Source organism: Gordonia sp. (in: high G+C Gram-positive bacteria) (genome assembly GCF_052106715.1).
Taxonomy (GTDB): Bacteria; Actinomycetota; Actinomycetes; order Mycobacteriales; family Mycobacteriaceae; genus Gordonia.
Genome location: NZ_JBQEDL010000051.1, coordinates 1 through 19,161 on the forward strand (window position 1 = coordinate 1; position 19,161 = coordinate 19,161).

A 19,161-nucleotide genomic window follows, 5' to 3' on the forward strand; every position below is an offset into this window, starting at 1 on the left:
CCGAGAAGATGGAGGAGTTGATGGGTTCGGCTGCTGCGTTCGAGCCGAAGACCACTCCCGAACAACAAGCAGCGCTCACCAGGCTCGAGACGCTCCTGGCGCTCATCGAGGGCTGGGTGGAGACCGTCGTCTCCGCGTCCCTCGGCGACCGTATCCCCAGCACGTCCGCGCTCACCGAGACGATGCGCCGTCGGCGCGCGACCGGCGGACCGGCCGAGCAGACCTTCGCAACCCTCATCGGACTCGACTTGCGGCCACGCAAGCTGCGGGAGGCCGCCGATCTGTGGCGCAAGCTCACCGATGCCGCCGACATCGCGGGCCGTGACGGCGTGTGGGGCCACCCCGACCTGCTGCCCGACGCCGACGATCTCGACTCCCCCGCCGGCTTCATCGACAGCGTCATCGGCGGCGGCACGTCCACGTTCGACGACCCGATGGCCGAACTCGAGCGCACCATCGCACTCGAGAAGGACGCCAAAGAGAAGGAAGAGCGCGACGACGACGTCTGAGCGCGCCTCACGGAACGCGATCAGGGCTCGATCAGGCCTGTGGAATTCGTACTCGACGGATCGGCGCGCCGGTGACATCGTGACCCCATGAGGTCGGGGGCCGAGAAGACACTGCCGGTGCTGGTGCCGGGCGTACCGGTACTCGCACGAGGCGACTCGGCGGTGCACGTCGGCTGCGATCCGCGGTCGGCGATCGTCCTGCCACTCGGGCCGGAAGCCGATGCGCACGCCGTCGTCGCTGTCCTTCAGATCCTGCGCACCCCGGTGTCGTACCGGGCGATCGCCAAACGGGTGCGTGCCGCAGGACTCGATTCGGTCGCGTTCCGGGCGATGCTCGACCGTCTCGTCATCGCAGGAAAGGCTGCGGTCTCGGCGGCGCCGCGAGCCGTCGCCGTGCACATCCCGGGTTGCGGCGACGTCGCAACCGCGCTGTCGGATGCGTTGCGACGCGCAGGTGTGCACGTCGACGATGCCGATGGCGGCTCCGGGCTCGTCGTGGTCGCCGACCAACCGATCCCCGACCCCGCGATGGTCGCCGACCTGATGGCCAGCGGCACCCCGCACCTGAGTGTGCATCTGAGGGACGGCGTCGGCGTCATCGGACCACTTGTCCTGCCCGGCTCCTCGACGTGTCTACGATGCATCGACATGTACCGCGCCGACCTCGACCCGCAGTGGCCCGTCCTCGCGGCACTCATGAGCGGTGTCGCGGGCTACGCCTCACCGGCCGTGCTGCAGGCGACCGTCGCGATCGCCTGCACCCAGATCGACGAAGTCACCGCCGCCGCACCCTGCGGCATGCCAGGAACCGTCGGTCGAACATTCGAATTCGCCGACCGCCCGTCACGACTGTCTTCGCACGTCGTGGCCCCGCATACTCGGTGTATGTGCGTTGTTGCATAGCTCGCTCGCCCCGGGGGCGCAGCTGTCCACTATCCTCGGGGTCAGGGAAAGGAAAACATGAGCGACATCACTCGCGGCCAAGGCCGTCGTAACGCCAAACTCGCATCGCTGCCATTGGGCATGGCCGGACGCGCTGTCGGCGGATTCGGCAAGCGCATGACCGGCAAGAGCCGAGACGAAGTCAACGCAGATCTCATGAACAAGACCGCTGAGCAGCTGTTCTCGGTCCTGGGGGAACTCAAGGGCGGCGCGATGAAAGTCGGCCAAGCCCTCTCGATCATGGAAGCGGCGATCCCCGACGAGTTCGGCGAGCCCTTCCGCGAAGCACTGACCAAATTGCAGGCCGAGGCTCCGCCGATGCCCGCGACGACAGTCCACAAAGTCCTCGATCAGCAGCTCGGCACCAAATGGCGTGAGCGCTTCATCTCCTTCGACGACGAGCCTGCAGCGTCCGCCAGCATCGGACAGGTCCATAAGGGCGAGTGGAAGGACGGGCGCACCGTCGCCGTCAAAGTCCAGTATCCCGGCGCGGACCACGCGCTCAAAGCCGACCTCAAGACGTTGAGCCGGATGTCCGGGCTCATCCAGAAGCTGTCGCCCGGCACGGACGTCAAGGGCATGTTCGAAGAGCTCATCGACCGGACCGAGGACGAGCTCGACTACATCTCCGAGGCCGACAACCAGCGTGCCTTCGCCAAGGCCTTCGACGGCGATCCCGACTTCGTGATCCCCAAGGTCGTCGCGAGTGCGCCGAAGGTGATCGTCTCCGAGTGGGTCGACGGCACCCGACTGTCGAAGATCATCACCGACGGCACCCAGGAGGAACGCAACTCGGCAGCCACGAAGATGACGACGTTCGAAGTCAGTTCTCCTGCGCGTGTCGGGCTCCTCCACGGAGACCCGCACCCCGGCAACTTCTTCGTCCTCGACGACGGCCGGTTCGGGGTCCTCGACTTCGGAGCCATCGGTCACTACCCCGACGGGCTGCCCGCCCAGACCGGCGAGATCCTCGCGTTGGCGCGCGACAAGAAGTACGACGAGCTCCGCGACCTCATGGTCCAGACCGACTTCATCCGCGCGTCCCACGCCGACCGGGTCACGGCGGACGATCTCGCGAACTACCTGCAGCCATACGTCGACCCGCTGTACCGCGACACCTTCCATTTCACTCGCAATTGGCTCCAGCGTGCCGCAGGCCACGCCACCGACATCACCGGTGATGTGTACAAGACGTCCCGCAACCTCAACGTCCCCCGCGACTACGTGATGGTGTTCCGTGTCCTCATCGGCTGCGTCGGCATCGCCGCGCAGCTCAACGCAGAGGCACCGTACCGATCGATCATGGCCGATTGGGTGCCGGGTATCGCTTGAGCTTCGTCCCGCTTCGTTCGTGTGACAGGTGAGGGGCGGATCGCCCGCCCGGCCGCAGTATCAAACGGGGTTCTTGCGCGGGCGACCGCGGGGACGTTTACGTGCGACGACGACACCCCCGGAGAAGATCTCGCCTCCCCACACACCCCACGGCTCGGCGTTCTCGAGGGCGACCTCGAGGCACTGCGCGCGGAGCGGACACTCCTGGCAGAGCGCTTTCGCCTGTTCCAGGTGACTGGGCTGCTCGGCGAACCAGAGGTCGGCTTCGACGCTCTGGCAAGGGAGTTCGATCTCTCTTCGTCGGATCGTGTTCTGGGACAACCTGTTTTGGGACAACGTGGGGGTACTCATGGAGTCGGGCTTCCTCATCGGATGATGAACGGGTGTTCTCTGGTGAACCCTGGCCGACTCGATCGACGAACGAGAAAGGCCACGGTTCGCTTTTCGCGATTCCCGTGGCCTGGTCTGTTCCGTGCTAGTTGGTGACTAGGTGGTGCGGAACGGCTGTCGACAGCCGGGACGGGTCACGGGGAATCGCTTGCGCGCTCGTGCGACAGCTCCTGCCGTCGCAGTGGCGTCAGGTGCCACATGCCAGATGTTCAAGATCATTTCGCGCAACTCCTTTCCGTCCTTGTCTCCACCACACGCCGAACTGGACGTGTCACTTACTCGAACTACTGTATGTGTGCTCCGCGGGTCGCACAACCTATTTTCTACCTGCGGTTTCGCCGACTTCTCGGTCACCCGAAGAGGCTGTCGTCGACAACGCCGAGGACCTCTGCTCCGATGGCGTCGGTCCGCTCGGCGCCGAAGCCGCGGACCGCGGCGAGTTCCTCGAGCGTCGACGGGAGTTCGGTGGCGATCCGCCGAACCATCATCGTGCTCATCACGTTGACTGGCGCAATGTCTTGTCGCTGAGCGTATTCGGCGCGCCACGCCGTCAGTGCTCTCAGGACGTTGCGGTCGGGTTCCTGCCTCGGCTCGGCGAGTTCGCTCGTCGATGGCGCCGGGAGCAGTCCGTCGAGGAACTGGGAACGTTTACGCGACGATCGTCGCCCGTCGCCGCGGGACAGGCTCCACGACAGGTGCAGGTGTTCACGTGCCCGGGTCACCCCGACATAGAAGAGTCGGCGTTCTTCTTCGATCTCTTCGCGGGTACCGGTCGCCCGCCCCAACGGAACGGATCCCTCGTGGAGGCCGGTGAGGAACACGGCGTCCCATTCGAGTCCCTTCGCCGCGTGCATCGACGACAGCGTGATGCCGTCGACGACGAGCGCGTGCTTCGATTTGGAGCGGATGTCGAGTTCTCTGACGACAGCCGCGAAGTCGGCAGAGGGCTTTTCGGCGAGGATCCCCTCGACGATCTCGACCAACCGCAACAACTGCTGCCAGCGTGCTTTCGCGTTGGCGCCCGCGGGCTCGGTCTCGGTCAATCCGACGGCGACGAGCGCCCGACGGACTGCGTCGACCACCCCCATCGGCGGTGGCGGCCCTTCGGCGAGGCCGGCGAGCCTACGCATCGCGGCCGCGATCTCGGGGCGCGCGAAGAACCCTTGGTCGCCGCGCACCTGGTAGTCGATGCCCGCCTGCGACAGCGCCTCCTCGTACTGTTGCGATTGGGCGTTCACCCGGTACAGAATCGCGATCTCCGTCGACGCGACGCCCGCCCGGAGCAGTCGTTTGCATTCGGTGACGACGCGCACCACTTCGCTCTCGGCGTCCTCGCTCTCGACGAACACCGGTTCGGGCCCCGACTGGCGTTGACCGACGAGTCGTAATCGTGTTCCGGCGATCCGCCCGACGGCGTTGCCGATCACCCGGTTCGCGAGATCGACCACTTCGGGCGTCGATCGGTAATCACGTTGCAGACGGACGAGCGTCGCGTCGGGGAAGCGGCGCGTGAAGTCGAGCAGGTAGTCGGGGGTGGCTCCCGTGAAACTGTAAATCGTCTGGTTGGCGTCGCCGACGACGGTGAGGTCGTCGCGCTCCCCCAACCACGCGTCGAGCAGATTCTGCTGGATGGGTGTGACGTCCTGGTACTCGTCGACGACGAAACTGCGGTAGCGGGCCCGGAACTCTTCGCCGATCGACGGTTCGGCCTGCAGGATCATCGTCGTGTAAATGATGAGGTCCTCGAAGTCGAGGAGTCGATCGCCGTCCGGCGACACCTTCGCGTCCTCGTAAGCGGCGAACACTTCGGCGACGGTCCGCGCATCGGTCGGCAGGTCGCGATGGCCTGCGCCCGCTGCCGCCGGATAGTCGGCGGGCCCGAGGTCCGACGACTTGGCCCACTCGATCTCGGATGCGAGGTCGCGGACCAGGTCACGGTCGGCGGCGTCCAGACCGGCGTCCCGCGTGACGCGGGCGACGAGCCGGAACTTGTTGTCGAGCAGTTCCCACCGCGACGACCCCATCACGCGAGGCCAGAAGTATCGCAGTTGTCGCAGAGCCGCCGCGTGAAATGTCTGCGCGACGACGGATCCGTCCGGGCCGGACACCCCGAGCCCGGCCAGCCGTTCTCTCATCTCTGCCGCCGCACGCGCCGTGAACGTCACGGCAAGCACCTGGCTCGGGTTGACCTGTCCCGATTCGATGAGGTGCGCGATCCGCCGCGTGATGGTCCTGGTCTTACCGGTTCCGGCGCCTGCGAGCACGCACACCGGCCCACGCGGTGCCGTCACCGCCGCGAGCTGCTCCGGGTCGAGGCCTGCCAACGCTCGGGTTCTCATGTCCGTCATCACCGTCACGTCCCGACACTCTCATGTACGTCCGACAACTATGCGCTCCGCGTACGTCGACACTCGCTGCAAGAAACAGCGAGGCGAGGACGCGCAGAAATGCTTTCCGAGCCCTCCGCAGCGAGGAGCCGCTAGGCGTCGAGCGAGGACTGCCGAGGAAAGCATTTCTGCGCGTCCTCGCGCCGCAGACAGACGCCGCAGTCTTTAGAGCAACCCCAACTTCGACATCACTTCTCCCACAGCCGGATTCGTCGCCGTCGAACCATCGGAATACAGCGCGGTGGGGACCACGTGGTTTCCGCCGTTGACGGAGCCGACGAACTCTGCGGCATCGGGATCGGCTTCGATGTCGATCTCGGTGTAGTCGACGTCATTGCGGTCGAGTCCGGATTTGAGTCGCGTGCAGAAGGGGCACCAGCTGGTGGTGTACAGGGTCAACGCGGGGCTCGCTGCTTGGCTCATACCGTCAATCCCAACACATCGCGGGCGTCGTCACGAGCGCGGGGCGCGGGCCCATGATTCGATGAGGCTGCGTGCGATAGAGATCGACGCAGGCAGCATGAGCCGAGCATCGGTGGCGTCGGCGCCCCATTCGAGGTTCCGTTCCAGCGCGGCGAGGACGTCGTCGCGGTGGAACCACCGGGCGTCTCCGAGTTCGCCGTCGCGGAGCTCGATCGGTGCGTCGGGGTCGCCGACGGCTTCGAATCCACACATGAGTGAGCGCGGGAAAGGCCACGGCTGCGAACCGAGGTACCGCGGGCTGTGCACGTCGATGCCTGCTTCTTCGGCCACTTCGCGGCGCACGCACTGTTCCAGGGACTCGCCGGGTTCAACGAAGCCCGCGAGGGTGGAGAACCATTTGTCGGGCCACACGCTCTGGCGGCCGAGCAGGACGTTGTCGCCTCCGTCGTGAATCACCATGATGACGGCGGGGTCGGTGCGCGGGAACTCGTCGGCTCCTGCTTCGTTGCGCATCAGCCAGCCGCCTTGTGCCGGGGAGTTCGGAGTGCCGTCGACGGGCGAGTATCCGGCAGTGCGGTGCCAGTTCAGCATGCCGATCGCGGTGGCGAGGAGTCCCGCTTCGTCGTGCGAGAGTCGGTGTGCGCCGGTGCGGGCGTCGGCGGAACGGCCGGTCACTTCGTCGACGCGGACCGCCCACCGGTAGCCGTCGGAGTCCCCGAGGAACAGCGCGCCTTCGGGCGGCTGATCACCGTCGGCGGCCTCCCAGGCGATGGCGTCGTCGTCGCCGACCGGGTAACGCCCCTGATGGTCAACCCGCAGCACCGTGGCTCCGGCCCAGGCCTGCGCGAGTTGCTCGGGGTGTTTGCGGATCTGGTCGGCACGGTCGAATGCCGCGCGTGCCAGCATCGGTGGTTCGATGAGTTCGAACGACGCCATCAGGCAGGCCCCCCTTGCCGGACGTAGAGAAGTCGGTCGCCGACTTCGATCGCCTCGACTTCGGCGTCGCCGACCCGGTACAGCTTGCCTTCGCGGACGACGCCGAGGACGAGGTCCTTGGTGTGTGCGGGCGAGCCGCCGGACTCGGACGGTTCGACCTCGCGTTCGGCGATCGCGTATCCCTCTTCGGGGCTGAGGAGGTCTTCGACGACTTCGACGACGGACGGGGTGATCGTCGCTATCCCGAGGAGCCGGCCGGCGGTCTCGGAGGACACGACGACGGAGTTGGCGCCGGACTGGCGCATGAGGTGGGTGTTCTCGGCTTCCCGGATGGATGCGACGATCTTGGCGCGCGGGTTGATCTCGCGTGCGGTGAGGGTGGCCAGGACAGCGGTGTCGTCGCGGTTGGCGGCGATGACGATCGCGGCCGCGTATTGGACGCCTGCCAGGCGTAGGACGTCAGATTTGGTGGCGTCGCCGCGGACGGTGACCAGGCCGTGGGCGGCGGCTGCTTCGAGCGCAGCGGTGTCGTTGTCGACGACGACGATCTCAGCGGGCTTTCCGCCGTCCGCGATGACCGCGTCGACGGCAGTGCGGCCCTTGGTGCCGTAGCCGACGACGATGGTGTGGTTCCGCACGCGGTTCCTCCAGTTCTGGATCTTGATGGCCTGCCGGGAGCGTTCGGTGAGGACTTCGAGGGTCGTGCCGATGAGCACGATCAGGAAGAGGACGCGTAGCGGGGTGATGAAGATGACGTTCACCAGGCGCGCCGACTCGGTGACTGGCGTGACATCGCCGTAGCCCGTGGTCGACAGGGTGACGGCCGAATAGTAGAGGGCATCGAGGTAACTGAGTGCTGTGCCTTTGGCATCGCGGTAGCCACTGCGGTCGAGGTAGACGACGATCGAGCAGGCGAACAGAGCGAGCAGCGCCCACAGGATTCGCTTGCCGATCGCACGGCCCGGGCTCTGCTCGAGTTCCGGGATCCGGACGACGCCGACGAGCGCGTAGTCGGGCTCGTCTACCAGGCCGCCTTCCCGGCGGCGCAGTCGTTTGCGCACAGGCTGAGGCTACTTCATCCCGTCACTGCGTGACCCACGCTGGGGCGTGTCCGGCGAGCATCTGCGCGAGTTGATCGGCGTCGGGCAGAGTGCCCGGTTCCAGCGTGTAGTCGTGGCGGATGTAGACGAATGCGGCGCGGACCCGATCGAGATCGACGCCGGCCAGTTCGGCCCATGCGAGACGGTAGGCGGCGAGTTGCACGAACAGGGCTGCGCGTTTGGCCGGTTCGGGGACGGCCCCGGTCTTCCAGTCGACGACGAGCCAGTCGTCGCCGTCGCGGAACACTGCGTCCATCCGTCCACGGACGACGGTCTCACCGATGACGGTCTCGAATCCCACTTCGACGTCGACGGGGGTCCGATCGGCCCACGGGGAAGCGAGGAACCTCTCTCGGAGAACAGCGAGGTCGTCGTCGGCGGCATCGCCGGTCGCGGCGTCAGCGGCACCGGGGAGCTCGTCCATATCGAGGAGTCGGGTGGCGCCGAAGCGGCGTTCGAGCCACGCGTGGAACGCGGTGCCGCGGCGGGCTAGGGGGTTCGGCCGGAACGGGACGGGGCGGCGTAGTCGGGCCGCGAATGCCTGTTTGTCGGCGTCGAGTTCGACGAGCTGGCTCACCGACATGTGTCCGGGCAGTGCGACGTCGACGACGGGGTCGGCGTCGCGGGAGTACTCATCGAGGAGGACGGTCACCTCCTCGCGCCAGGCGAGGACGTCGGGATCGTCGGTCGGTGCGTCGTCGACGGTGAACAGTCCGCCTGCGGCTCGCGCGGCCGCGACGAGGTCGGCGGCCGCGGCCATCGGGGCGCGCCGGTCGCCGAGCCGGTCGACGGGCCACGGGACGGCGACCTGTTGGTCGACGAGTGGATTGGATTCACCGGGTTCGGGTTCGTCTGTGTCGACATCGATCGAGAAGGCCGCAGCCTCCACTCCGGAGGCGGTCCCGCTTGCTGCGCCTGCGACGAGTTCGGCGATCTCGCGATAGAACGGTGACCCGCCGCGCGGCTTGTCGCCGGTCTCGGACCAGTGGTGGGCCGAGACGAGCAGGGTGTGTCTGGCGCGCGTCAACGCCACGTAGAGGAGTCGTCGGTCCTCGTCGAGGCGGCGTTCGGCGACGGCGGCCTTGTGCTCGTCGATGGCGGCCTCGAGTTCTTTGCGGTCGGAGAGGCCTGCGAGATCGATCGGTGGGTATCCCTCGCCGCCGGGTTCGTCGGCGAGGTCGCCGCGCAGCGATGCGGGGAGTTCACGAGCCGACCCGAGCCATGTGCTCTCGGCTTTGCCGCTCGGGAAGATCCGGTCGGCGACGTGCGGCAGCGCCACCACATCCCATTCGAGGCCCTTGGCTGCGTGGACGGTGAGGATCTGGACGCGTTCTTCGGCCACCTCGACGCGGCCTGCTTCGAGTCCTTTCTCGACGGCTTCGGCGGTGTCGAGAAACGCGAGGAGCCCCGGCAGGGTTGCGCCGGAGCGTTCGGCGTAATGCGACACGTAGTCGGCGAACGCGTCGAGGTGTTCGCGACCGGTGACGCGTCCGCGCATACGGCATGCCCGGATCTGCGCTTCGACGGCGACGCCGATGGTCTGCTCGACGTCGGCGACGAGTTCGGGCAACGGCTGTCCGATCCGGCGGCGCAGGCCTTCGAGTTGTCTTCCGAAGGCGACGATGCGTTCGCGGCCTGCCGCGCTGTAGCGGGCGGGATCTCCGGGGTCGGCGAGCGCGTCGCACAGGCCCGCTGAGTCGACGCTCTCTCCCGGCAGTGCCGCGTCGAGGGCTTCGTCGAGGGCATCCGGGGTGGCGACGGCCCCGGTGGTCGGGGCGCCGCTGCCCGCCGCGAGTTCGCGTGCTCGGCGCCACAGGGCTGCGAGGTCGGCGGCGCCGAGCTGCCATCGGGCGCCGGTCAGGATCCGCATGGCTGCGGTCCCGGCCATCGGATCGGCCATCAGGCGGAGGGTGGCGACGATGTCGGTGATCTCCGGTACATGCAGCAGTCCGCCGATACCGACGACTTCGGCTGGGATCCCACGTCGTTCGAGTTCCGCGGCGAGCGGCGCCGAGTCCTCATTACGTCGGACGAGGACAGCGGTGGTCGGCGGCGCGACCTGGTCGCGTTCGGCCGAGCGGTAATAGTCTTCGACGCGGTCGGCGATCCATTCGCGTTCGGCGACGACGGTGTCGGTCAGTGCGATCCGGACGGTTCCTGCGGGGGCGTCGGGCCGGGCGCGCAGGACGCTGACGGGGACGCCGCGTCGGCGGAGCTCTTGGGACGTCTCGTTAGCGAGGTGAAGCGCGGCTCGGCAGTTGCGCCAGCTCGTCAGCAGTTCGCTGCGACGCGCGCCGGTTCCGTCGTTGCGCGGGAAGTCGAGTGCGAATCTGGGCAGGTTGGCGGCCGACGCACCACGCCACCCGTAGATCGACTGGATGGGGTCGCCGACGGCGGTCACGGCGATGGTCGGCGTCCCGGTCGGTTGGACGCCGCCGAACAATGTCGACAGCAGGATGCGTTGGGAGTGCCCGGTGTCTTGGTATTCGTCGAGGAGAACGGCGCGGATCCCGGACCGCTCGGCGGCCACGACTTCGGGGTGGGTCGCGACCAGACGGGCGGCCAACGACATCTGGCTGCCGAAGTCGAGCGCACCTTGGGCCGTCATGGCATCGCGCAGGGCTACGACCAGCGGGATCAGCTCGCGACGTTCGTCGATGACAGCCTGGTAATTGCGGAGCGCCCTGCTCGGCTCGTTCTTCTGTCGCGGCCCTTTGGGCAGGGTGTCGATCAGTTCGTAGAGGTCCTGGCCCGCGGTCCGCAGATCGTCGATGTCGACGAGGTGCTCGGCCATCTCCGAGTACAGGCGCAGCACTGCTTCGGTCACCGACGAAGGCACTTTGTTCGTGGTCAGCTCGCCCGGCCAGGATGCGACGACCGAGAACGCGAGCTGCCACAGTTCGGTCTCGCTGAGCAGGGTCGACGTGGGCTCGACCGGGAGCAGCAGCCCGTAGTCGGCGATGAGTCGTCCGGCGTACGCGTGATAGGTGCTGACTTCGGCGTCCGCGCTGCGCAACCTGCTTGCGAGGGTGCCGCTGGGATCCCATTCGAGGAGTGCGGGACTGCCGGACAGCATGGACAGTCGGCGGCGGATGCGCGCGGCGAGTTCGCTGGCCGCTTTCCGGGTGAACGTGAGGCCGAGGATCTCCTCGGGTCCGACGAGTCGATTGGCGACGAGCCACACGACGCGGGACGCCATGGTCTCAGTCTTGCCCGCTCCCGCCCCCGCGACGACGAGCATCGGCTCCATCGGCGCCTCGATGACCTCCACTTGCTCGTCGGTCGGCGGAGGCAGTCCGAGCGCCGCCGCGATCGACCGCGCCCCGATCCGCCGACCCCCTCCACGCTCCTCAGTCATCGGTGACCGCCTTTCCGCGCAGTTGCGCCGGGCAGGCCGCGTGCAGCGAGCAGTGCCCGCATCCCGAGTTGGGGGTCGCCTCGAACACCGGTCCGACGCTCGACGCCGCGGCCCGGCGCACCACACCGAGCCATTCATCGACCTGTTCGGGCGTCAACGGCGACTGCAGGCGTTCGGCGGCCCCGGTCTTCTGGTTCGCGGAGTTCACGTAGACGAGGCGGCCGCCGCCCGGTTCGGTTCCGGGTACCCCGTCGACGCCGCCGAGGAGCAACGCGAGCTGGTACGCGGCGAGCTGCGGGTGCTCTTGAGCGTCGGCGACGGTGATGACGGACTTCCCGGTCTTCACGTCGACGATCACCGGTCGTCCCGCGTCGTCGGTCTCGAGCCTGTCGATGCGGCCGACGAGGCGGACGGCCATGTCGTCGGGGTCGTCGGACGGCAGGTCGGCGGACAGTTCCACTTCGACGCCCGCTGCGGTGAGTTCGGACCGCGATGTTCGCAGCCAGTCACGGAAGTTGGTGAGCATCGCTTCGGCACGCTCGAGTTCGCGCGCCGAGTACCACGCTGCCGGAGAGGCGACTCTGGTCCACACCTGGTGTAGCGCGGCGCTGACCTGTTCGGGACTCATCTGGCCTGCGACGGCCTGCACGAGCGTGTGCACGAGGGTGCCGGTGACGGCTTGTTCGGCGTCGCCGTCTCGCCCGCCGTGGCGCTCCATCATCCACCGCAGCGAGCATCGGGTGAGGGCTTCGACGTTGGACGGCGACAGCGACCGAGCTCCGCGTTCCGGTGTCCACAGCGGCTCGTGGGTGCTCGGTCCGACGAGGCCGAACCATTCGGCCGGGTCAGCGCCCGGCACTCCGGCCTGTGCGAGTTTCGCGAGCAGGGACGCCGCGGACGACGTCCGCTCGTCGGGTTCGGCTTCCTCGCCTGCGAGCATCGCCTCGGCGCCGGTGACGACGGCGGCGCGCAGGTCGGCGACCATCGACGGTAGGGATAGGACGCGGTCGACGCCGGGGTCGAGCGGTACCTCGTCGGCAGGCTCCTCGTCTATTCGGTCCTCGCGTGTTCGGCTGTCCCCGTAGCCACCGAGTGCGTCGGCGATCTCGGAGACGAAGCGGGACGGTGACGCGTCGCCGGTACCGTCTTCGACCGCGGTGACGAGCAGTTGTGTTCGCGCGCGCGAGCAGGCGACGAGCAGGAGTCGTCGTTCGTCGGCGAGCATCACCGAGCCGCGTGAGATCGAGTCGATGGCGTCGGCGTCGACCCCGTCGAGCAAGTCGAGCAACGCCGGCGTGTGCAGGATGCTCCCGCGACTGCGCAACGACGGCCACAGCCCGTCGAGGACGCCGGGCACCGCGACGACCTGCCACTCTCGGCCGGAGGCCGCATGCGCGGACAGCACCGCGACGGAGTCGGACGCGGCGACCGCGATCCTCGACTCGCGCGGTATCTGCAGTTGCCCGAGGTACTCGACGAATCCGCTGAGGGACGCCGACGGAAGGTTGTCGGTGAACGATCCGGCGGCCTCAAACATGGCGAGCATCGCGTCGAGGTCGCGGTCGGCTTGGTCGCCGCTGCGGCCGCCGCGCAGCGAGCGCGCCCGCCACCTTCGTTCCAGACCACTGGCCTGCCATGCGCGCCACAGGGTCTCTTCGACGCCGACGCCCGACTGCTCGGCACGGCGGGCCGCCCCGATCACCTTCGTGACCTGTTTGAGTGGAAGACCTTCGAACTCGGTCATCGACTCCAGATAGTCGGCAGCGACGTCGTCCGAGGTGAGCGCGAGTGCCAGTGACGTCAGCGAGTCCCGATCGACACCCCCGGCGTCGTCGATGCGCCGCACCCCGCGGCGCAGACGTCGCAGTTGTGCCGGGTCGGCGGAGCCGATGGGCCCGGAGAACAGCGCGATCACTTCGTCCCCGTCGATCTCTTCGCCCGCCGCGAGACGCAAGGCCGACGCGAACGTCTGCACGGCCCGCTGCCGGTGGATCGGCACATCGCTGGTCGGTGTCGCCATCGGCACCCCGGCCGACGAGAACGCCCGGCGCAATGCGGGCAGTGCGCGCGGCACGGACCGCACGATCACGGCCATCTGTGACCACGGCACACCGTCGAACAGATGGGCGCGCCGCATCATGTCGGCGACGGCGGTCGCCTCCTTCGCGTCCGAGGAGAACACCCGCACGCTGGCGTGCCCCTCTCCCCTCCTCCGCTGGTCGAGTCCCCCCCGCTGGTCGAGTCCCCCCCGCTGGTCGAGTCCCCCCCGCTGGTCGAGCGGAGTCGAGACCCCGACCTCGGCAACCGGATGCGGGCGGGCACCGGGCAGCCGCGAAATGAGCGCGCGGACCACGGTGTTGACCTGCGGGCTCCCCCGGTGATCGACGTCGAGGACGATGTCGCACACCCCGTCCACGGCGAGCTCGTCGGCGAAACGCGGGCTGGCGCCGCGGAATCCGAACACCGACTGGTCGGTATCCGCGGCGACGACGACCGAATCGGCTCCGGTGCCGACTGCTTCGACGAGGCGGGCCGCCTGCGGATCGAGGTGCTGCGCATCGTCGACGAGGAGATGCCTGATCCGTTGCCGCTGTGCGGCGAGCAGGTGCGCGTCGGTCGCGAACGCCGACAGCGCCGACCCGATGAGTTCGGCCGCATCGACGGCGGTCGCGCTCGCGAGTGGGGCGTCGAGCCCGACTGCCCCGCGCAACAGCATTCCCTGCTCGTACTGGCGATAGGCATGAGCCGCCGCGACCCATTCCGGCTTACCGTGCCTGCGTCCCATCTCGGCGAGGTCCTCGGGACCGAGTCCGCGTTCGGCCGCCCGCATCAGGAGGTCGCGCAGTGCCTGCGCGAATCCGTCGGTGGTCAGCGCCGGACGCAGGGACGACGGCCAGTGATCTGCGCCGTCTTCGACGTCGCCGGCGAGGAGCTCGCGGAGCACCACGTCCTGTTCGGACCCGGTCACCAGCCGTGGGGGCGGGTTGCCGTGGGACTGCGCTTGCAACCGGAGGACGGCGAACGCGTAGGAGTGGACGGTCCGGACGAGTGGCTCGCGCAGCGCGCCGCCGAGCCTGCCCCCGGCAGACAGGACTCGCCGGGTGATCTCGTCACGCAACGCGGTGGCCGCGCGCCGATTCGCGGCGAGCACCAGCACGGATTCCGGGGCTACGGTCGGATCGACCAACCGAGCGACGGCGGCATCGACCAGCAGTGCGGTCTTGCCTGTCCCCGGCCCGCCGTGCACCCGGTACGGATGCCACGGCCGCGACGGGTCGGCGGTGTGCGGTCCGACGATCAGCTCGTGCGCCTGCTCAGGCCACACACGATCGACCGGGCCGACATGAGTCGGCGCGGCGACGAGTCGCGTGTTCGGGCGGGCCATGCACACATGGAACCACGCGCCTAGGACAGTGACCGCGCGGACGTCGGGCTGTCGGTGGCACGTCCTAAACTCGTCCGTATGAGGATCCGCGGAGCAGTTCTCGAAGACATCGGTCGCGCCACCCCGTACGCGGGCTCTCGTCCGCTCTCGATCAGCGAGCTGGATCTGGCCGCGCCCGAGCCGGGCGAACTGCTGGTCCGGGTCGAGGCCGCCGGACTGTGCCATTCGGATCTGTCCGTCGTCGACGGCAACCGGGTGCGCCCCACTCCGATGCTGTTGGGGCACGAAGCTGCGGGGATCGTCGAAGCCGTCGGATCGGAGACGGATCGAGCGCTGGTCGGGAGCCGTGTCGTCATGACGTTCCTCCCCCGCTGCGGCGACTGCGCAGGCTGCCGCAGCGACGGCCGCACCCCGTGCGTCGCCGGATCCGCAGCCAACAACGACGGAGTGCTCCTCGCAGGCGGCACCCGACTCCGCCGCGACGACCACAGCGTCGCCCACCATCTCGGAGTATCGGGATTCGCGTCGTACGCGGTGGTCGATCGACGCTCCGTGGTCCCCGTCGACGACGACGTCCCACCTGCCGTCGCCGCGGTCTTGGGCTGCGCCGTGCTCACCGGCGGCGGCGCACTCCTGAACGCGGCTCCGCCGTCCGACGGCGATTCGATCATGGTGGTCGGCCTCGGCGGTGTCGGCATGGCCGCACTGCTCGTCGCGGTGTCGTTGCGGACCGGCGGCGAGATCATCGCGGTCGACTCGGTGCCCGAGAAGCTCGCGCTGGCCCGCGAACTCGGTGCCACGCAGACGCTCGGTCCGTCCGAGCTCGCCACGGTCCGCGCCGACATCGTCGTCGAGGCTGCCGGGAATGCTCGAGCCTTCGAGACTGCGCTCGCTGCCACCGCGGTCGGCGGCACTACGGTCACCGTCGGACTCCCCTCACCCACCGCGCAGGCCACGATCTCGCCGCTCACGCTCGTCGCCGAAGCACGCACCGTGATCGGCAGCTACCTCGGGTCAGCCGTGCCCTCGCGTGACATCCCGCGATACGTCGACCTGTGGCGTGCCGGGCACCTCCCACTGGAGAAGCTCATCACCTCGCGGATCGGGGTGGACGAGATCAACGAGGCGATGGACGCCCTCGCCGCGGGACACGAGATCCGGCAGGTCATCGAGTTCTAAGCACCCGATAGCGTGTCCGGTATGAGTTCACCTGCATTCGACCCGCACGTCTTGAGCAGCTATCACGCCTTGTGGTCGGTCGACACCCGTTGGGAGGACAACGACCACTACGGGCACGTGAACAACGTGAAGTACTACTCGTACTTCGACACCGCGGTGAACGGCTGGCTGATGGAGTCGACCGGAGTGGATGTCCGCGACCTCTCGGCGATCGGCGTGGTCGCCGAGTCGGGGTGCAAGTACCTCGCGTCGATCTCGTTCCCCGACACCCTGACCATCGGGATCGCCGTCGAGCGCCTCGGCGAACGCAGCATCACTTACCGCCTCGGTCTGTTCGTCGACGGTGACGAGCCGACGTGCGCGGCTACCTGCCGGTTCGTCCACGTGTACGTCGACGGTCAGTCGCGACGTCCGGTCGGCGTGCCGTCGGAGATCGCCGCGGCCGCCGCTCCCCTCGTCGTCGGATGACCACCACAGGGCTGCACACCCATGTGTTCGGGCCCGACGATCCGGGCGCGCCGGCAGTACTGGCGTTACACGGCCTCACCGGCCACGGCGCACGCTGGCGGCGCCTCGCCGACGATCTGCCCGGCGTGCGGGTCGTCGCACCCGACCTGCTCGGTCACGGACATAGTTCGTGGGAGCCGCCGTGGGGAATCGCCGAGCATGCGGCAGCCGTCGCCCACACCGTCGACGCGCTGGTTCCGGCGGACCGGCCGATGGTCGTCGTCGCTCATTCGTTCGGGTCGGCGGTCGCGATCGCACTGGCGCACACGCGTCCCGACCTGGTCGCAGGTCTGGTCGTGCTCGACCCTGCGCAAGGCCTCCCGCCTGCTCAGGCTCGCTCGTACGCCGAAGCGACGCTCGCGCACTGGGGGTACCCGGACGCCGATGCGGCCGTCGCGGCCAAACGGGCGGAGGGCTGGTATGACGTGTCCACGGCGATTCTCGACGACGAACTCGAGCAGCATCTGATGTCCGACGGTGTGGGCGGCGTGCTCTGGCGAGTGTCGCCGCCGGCCACGGCGACCGCCTGGAGCGAGATGGCCCGTCCCTTCCGGCTCCCGCCCCGCGGGGTTCGAACGCACGTCGTCGTGGCCGATCGCGTCGATCCGCCGTTCGTCCGCCCTGAGTTCCTCGCGGCGTGCGCAGTCGAGCGTTCGGAGACAGTGACCGTCCACCACGTCGACACTGAGCACATGATTCCGTTTCTGGCACCCGAACTCTGTGCGCGACTCGTCCGTGAACTGGTGGACGCATGAGCGCCGTGTCCGACGAGCAGGTCGAGGCGGTCCGCTCCCTCGTCGCCGCCATCCCCGCCGGTCGCGTCCGCACCTACGGAGACCTCGCCGACGAGGTCGGTCTCTCCAACGCCCGCATCGTCGGCTGGATCATGCGAACTGACTCGTCCGACCTGCCCTGGCACCGCGTCGTCCCGGCGAGCGGTCGCCCGGCACCCGCCGTCCGGACCCGTCAACTCGAGTTGCTGCGCGCCGAGGGCACACCGCTCCGCGACGGTCGGATCCTGATGACGCGAGCGCGGATGCGCCCGTAGGAAGTCAAAAGATGTTGATCGCTGACTAGACCATCATCCGGACGATCTCGACGACGCGAAGCAGGCCCGGCAGGGCTCCGGCCGTCGACCGCGGGTGCAGTGCATGGACCGCGAGGCGGAACATGGTGGCCCGCAGCATCATCTGCGACCATTCGACGGTGTCGGCCCAGCGTTCGACGAGCTCTTCCTCGGCGCCGCCCCACGCGAGCGCGTCGACGACGATAACCGCCGACGCCCAGGGTGCGGGCCGCCAGTACGGGACGAGGTCGGTGATCGCCGGAGCCGCGGCGCCCGCGAACAGCACGGTTCCGAACAGGTCGCCGTGGACGAGTTGCGACGGCAGGTCGACGGGGCGACGCAGGCCGGCCAGCGCCTTGACCTCGGCGAGACTGCGCTGCCCGTCCTCACTCGACGGCTCGGCCATACCGGCACCGCGCGCCGACCGGAACGGAGTCTCCTCCCACGCTGCGCGATCGGCTGCCGTGAACACGTCGACGTCGTTGAACGGCGGAGCAGGCGGCTGCAGCAGGAAACGCGGGCGCTCGAACTTCGCGGTCGCCTCGTGTAGACGGTCTGCGACGGCGAGGACCTCGTCGTGCCGCGGCTCCGGGCTTCCCGCGACGTACGTGTCCGCACGCCACCCCGACACCACATAGCGCCCGTCGGAGGCTCGGATCGGGCGCGCAATACGCATGCCTTCGACATAGAGGTTCTCGCGGGCCGTCGCCGACCACGCCGCGCGCGCGTGATCGGGGACCAGCGAGAGCACCACTTCCCCGACCCGCCAACCGACACCGTCCATCGCGATCGGCGGATGCGCGGTGAGGCCGAACGTGGTCAGAACCTGCTCGGGTGGCTCGACAATGGTGGTCACGACGCCAGATTACCCACGGCACCACGCGTTTCCCGGCAACCACACCGTGGCGTGTGCCGTCGGATCCACCCGGGTGTCAGCTCGCCTGCGGCGCGAAACGCTTCGCTGCGCGTGCTCGCGCCTTCTGCGCCTCCACTTCCCGATCCTTCGGTGGAGCCGCCGTGGTCAGCTCGGCCATCAGCGCTCGGGTGACCTCGGCTATCTCGTCGACGGCCCGATCGAACGCCTCCGCGTTGGCCTGACTCGGCGCGTTGAAGCCGGACACCTTCCGCACGAACTGCAGACTCGCGGCGTGCACTTCGTCATCGGTGACGGGCGGCTCGAAATTAAACAGTGGTTTGATGTTGCGGCACATGAGCGATCCCTTCGTCCACCGTCCATGGTCCCGACTTCACGTGACTGGCGCGAGCAAACCGCTCGATCAGCGAAAGCTCTAGTACACGGGCATGTCCGGGGCGACGGTCGACGCCCACGCGGCGATGCCGCCACCGAGGTGGACGGCGTCGTCGAATCCGTTGCGACGCAGAGCCGCAAGGGCCTGCGCGGAGCGGACACCGGTCTTGCAGTACAGGACGATTCGCCGATCGTGGGGCAGATCGCCGAGCGCGCGGCCCGCGATGATCTCGTGGCGCGGTATCAGGACGGCTCCGGGAATCCGGTTGATCTCGAACTCGACGGGTTCACGGACGTCGATCACGGCGGGCGGCTGCGGCCCGTCGAGCGCGTCGCGCAACTCTGCAGGTGTCCAGGTGGCCCCCTCCGCGGCACCGGCCGCATCGTCGGAGACGACT

General features: G+C 68.4%; 17 protein-coding genes. 7 read left to right on the top strand and 10 right to left on the bottom strand.

What is annotated here, in order from left to right:
• From ACTIMF_RS17620 to ACTIMF_RS17630, 3 genes are all read left to right on the top strand, one after another.
• A partial coding sequence (locus ACTIMF_RS17620; RefSeq protein WP_442351578.1) for a zinc-dependent metalloprotease occupies positions 1 to 509 on the top strand: 509 nt, incomplete at its 5' end.
• A gap of 87 nt (positions 510 to 596) precedes the next feature.
• Positions 597 to 1,412: a hypothetical protein gene (locus tag ACTIMF_RS17625; RefSeq protein ID WP_442351579.1), complete on the top strand. Its 816-nt coding sequence runs from the start codon at positions 597 to 599 to the stop codon at positions 1,410 to 1,412.
• 57 nt (positions 1,413 to 1,469) lie between these two features.
• Positions 1,470 to 2,783 carry an ABC1 kinase family protein gene (locus tag ACTIMF_RS17630; RefSeq protein ID WP_442351580.1) on the top strand — a complete coding sequence of 438 codons (1,314 nt, stop codon included), beginning with the start codon at positions 1,470 to 1,472 and terminating at the stop codon, positions 2,781 to 2,783.
• A gap of 60 nt (positions 2,784 to 2,843) precedes the next feature.
• Here ACTIMF_RS17630 and ACTIMF_RS17635 read toward each other — a convergent pair whose 3' ends face one another.
• The 7 genes from ACTIMF_RS17635 to ACTIMF_RS17665 form a co-directional block, all read right to left on the bottom strand.
• The gene (locus tag ACTIMF_RS17635; RefSeq protein ID WP_442351581.1) at positions 2,844 to 3,134 is read right to left on the bottom strand and encodes a WhiB family transcriptional regulator; all 291 of its coding nucleotides are present in this window, start codon (positions 3,132 to 3,134) and stop codon (positions 2,844 to 2,846) included.
• A 389-nt stretch (positions 3,135 to 3,523) separates the two neighbouring features.
• Complete coding sequence (locus tag ACTIMF_RS17640; protein ID WP_442351582.1) at positions 3,524 to 5,521, bottom strand: ATP-dependent helicase; 1,998 nt, start codon at positions 5,519 to 5,521, stop codon at positions 3,524 to 3,526.
• A gap of 204 nt (positions 5,522 to 5,725) precedes the next feature.
• Positions 5,726 to 5,983 carry a mycoredoxin gene (locus ACTIMF_RS17645; protein ID WP_442351583.1) on the bottom strand — a complete coding sequence of 86 codons (258 nt, stop codon included), beginning with the start codon at positions 5,981 to 5,983 and terminating at the stop codon, positions 5,726 to 5,728.
• A gap of 30 nt (positions 5,984 to 6,013) precedes the next feature.
• Entirely contained in the window at positions 6,014 to 6,919 is a 906-nt protein-coding gene (nudC, locus tag ACTIMF_RS17650; protein ID WP_442351584.1) for an NAD(+) diphosphatase, read from the bottom strand.
• Positions 6,919 to 7,980, bottom strand: a complete 1,062-nt coding sequence (locus ACTIMF_RS17655) for a potassium channel family protein (protein ID WP_442351585.1) — start codon at positions 7,978 to 7,980, stop codon at positions 6,919 to 6,921. Before ACTIMF_RS17655 ends, nudC begins: the two co-directional genes overlap by 1 nt.
• Positions 7,981 to 8,002: 22 nt before the next feature.
• Positions 8,003 to 11,377: a UvrD-helicase domain-containing protein gene (locus ACTIMF_RS17660; protein WP_442351586.1), complete on the bottom strand. Its 3,375-nt coding sequence runs from the start codon at positions 11,375 to 11,377 to the stop codon at positions 8,003 to 8,005.
• A complete protein-coding gene (locus tag ACTIMF_RS17665) occupies positions 11,370 to 14,762 on the bottom strand; it encodes an ATP-dependent helicase (protein WP_442351587.1) in 3,393 nt (1,130 codons plus the stop codon). The genes ACTIMF_RS17660 and ACTIMF_RS17665 overlap by 8 nt, the downstream gene beginning before the upstream one ends.
• Before the next feature lie 78 nt (positions 14,763 to 14,840).
• On the opposite strand from ACTIMF_RS17665, the gene ACTIMF_RS17670 reads away from it, so the two are divergent.
• From ACTIMF_RS17670 to ACTIMF_RS17685, 4 genes are read left to right on the top strand one after another with little or no spacing between them, the layout of a single operon-like run.
• Positions 14,841 to 15,941 carry an alcohol dehydrogenase catalytic domain-containing protein gene (locus ACTIMF_RS17670; protein ID WP_442351588.1) on the top strand — a complete coding sequence of 367 codons (1,101 nt, stop codon included), beginning with the start codon at positions 14,841 to 14,843 and terminating at the stop codon, positions 15,939 to 15,941.
• Positions 15,942 to 15,962: 21 nt separating this feature from the next.
• Positions 15,963 to 16,409 (top strand): acyl-CoA thioesterase, encoded by a 447-nt coding sequence (locus tag ACTIMF_RS17675; RefSeq protein ID WP_442351589.1) that lies wholly within the window; start codon positions 15,963 to 15,965, stop codon positions 16,407 to 16,409.
• Complete coding sequence (locus ACTIMF_RS17680; protein ID WP_442351590.1) at positions 16,406 to 17,203, top strand: alpha/beta hydrolase; 798 nt, start codon at positions 16,406 to 16,408, stop codon at positions 17,201 to 17,203. Before ACTIMF_RS17675 ends, ACTIMF_RS17680 begins: the two co-directional genes overlap by 4 nt.
• Positions 17,200 to 17,496: an MGMT family protein gene (locus ACTIMF_RS17685; RefSeq protein WP_442351591.1), complete on the top strand. Its 297-nt coding sequence runs from the start codon at positions 17,200 to 17,202 to the stop codon at positions 17,494 to 17,496. The genes ACTIMF_RS17680 and ACTIMF_RS17685 overlap by 4 nt, the downstream gene beginning before the upstream one ends.
• Positions 17,497 to 17,521: 25 nt before the next feature.
• On the opposite strand, the gene ACTIMF_RS17690 is transcribed toward ACTIMF_RS17685, so the two are convergent.
• From ACTIMF_RS17690 to ACTIMF_RS17700, 3 genes are all read right to left on the bottom strand, one after another.
• Positions 17,522 to 18,370, bottom strand: a complete 849-nt coding sequence (locus tag ACTIMF_RS17690) for a TIGR02569 family protein (RefSeq protein WP_442351592.1) — start codon at positions 18,368 to 18,370, stop codon at positions 17,522 to 17,524.
• Between the two features lie 76 nt (positions 18,371 to 18,446).
• On the bottom strand, positions 18,447 to 18,725 hold the full coding sequence (locus ACTIMF_RS17695) for a DUF2277 domain-containing protein (RefSeq protein WP_442351593.1): 279 nt from the start codon (positions 18,723 to 18,725) through the stop codon (positions 18,447 to 18,449).
• A 78-nt stretch (positions 18,726 to 18,803) separates the two neighbouring features.
• Positions 18,804 to 19,161, bottom strand: a 358-nt coding sequence (locus tag ACTIMF_RS17700; protein WP_442351594.1) for a rhodanese-like domain-containing protein, incomplete at its 5' end; no start/stop codon positions are given.

Coding starts and splice junctions, on each gene's coding strand:
- ACTIMF_RS17680 (WP_442351590.1), top strand. CDS start 16,406: ATGACCACCACAGGGCTGCACACCCATGTGTTCGGGCCCGACGATCCG.
- ACTIMF_RS17665 (WP_442351587.1), bottom strand. CDS start 14,762: ATGGCCCGCCCGAACACGCGACTCGTCGCCGCGCCGACTCATGTCGGC.
- ACTIMF_RS17640 (WP_442351582.1), bottom strand. CDS start 5,521: ATGACGGACATGAGAACCCGAGCGTTGGCAGGCCTCGACCCGGAGCAG.
- ACTIMF_RS17625 (WP_442351579.1), top strand. CDS start 597: ATGAGGTCGGGGGCCGAGAAGACACTGCCGGTGCTGGTGCCGGGCGTA.
- ACTIMF_RS17675 (WP_442351589.1), top strand. CDS start 15,963: ATGAGTTCACCTGCATTCGACCCGCACGTCTTGAGCAGCTATCACGCC.
- ACTIMF_RS17660 (WP_442351586.1), bottom strand. CDS start 11,377: ATGACTGAGGAGCGTGGAGGGGGTCGGCGGATCGGGGCGCGGTCGATC.
- ACTIMF_RS17695 (WP_442351593.1), bottom strand. CDS start 18,725: ATGTGCCGCAACATCAAACCACTGTTTAATTTCGAGCCGCCCGTCACC.
- ACTIMF_RS17645 (WP_442351583.1), bottom strand. CDS start 5,983: ATGAGCCAAGCAGCGAGCCCCGCGTTGACCCTGTACACCACCAGCTGG.
- ACTIMF_RS17630 (WP_442351580.1), top strand. CDS start 1,470: ATGAGCGACATCACTCGCGGCCAAGGCCGTCGTAACGCCAAACTCGCA.
- nudC (WP_442351584.1), bottom strand. CDS start 6,919: ATGGCGTCGTTCGAACTCATCGAACCACCGATGCTGGCACGCGCGGCA.
- ACTIMF_RS17670 (WP_442351588.1), top strand. CDS start 14,841: ATGAGGATCCGCGGAGCAGTTCTCGAAGACATCGGTCGCGCCACCCCG.
- ACTIMF_RS17635 (WP_442351581.1), bottom strand. CDS start 3,134: ATGAGTACCCCCACGTTGTCCCAAAACAGGTTGTCCCAGAACACGATC.
- ACTIMF_RS17685 (WP_442351591.1), top strand. CDS start 17,200: ATGAGCGCCGTGTCCGACGAGCAGGTCGAGGCGGTCCGCTCCCTCGTC.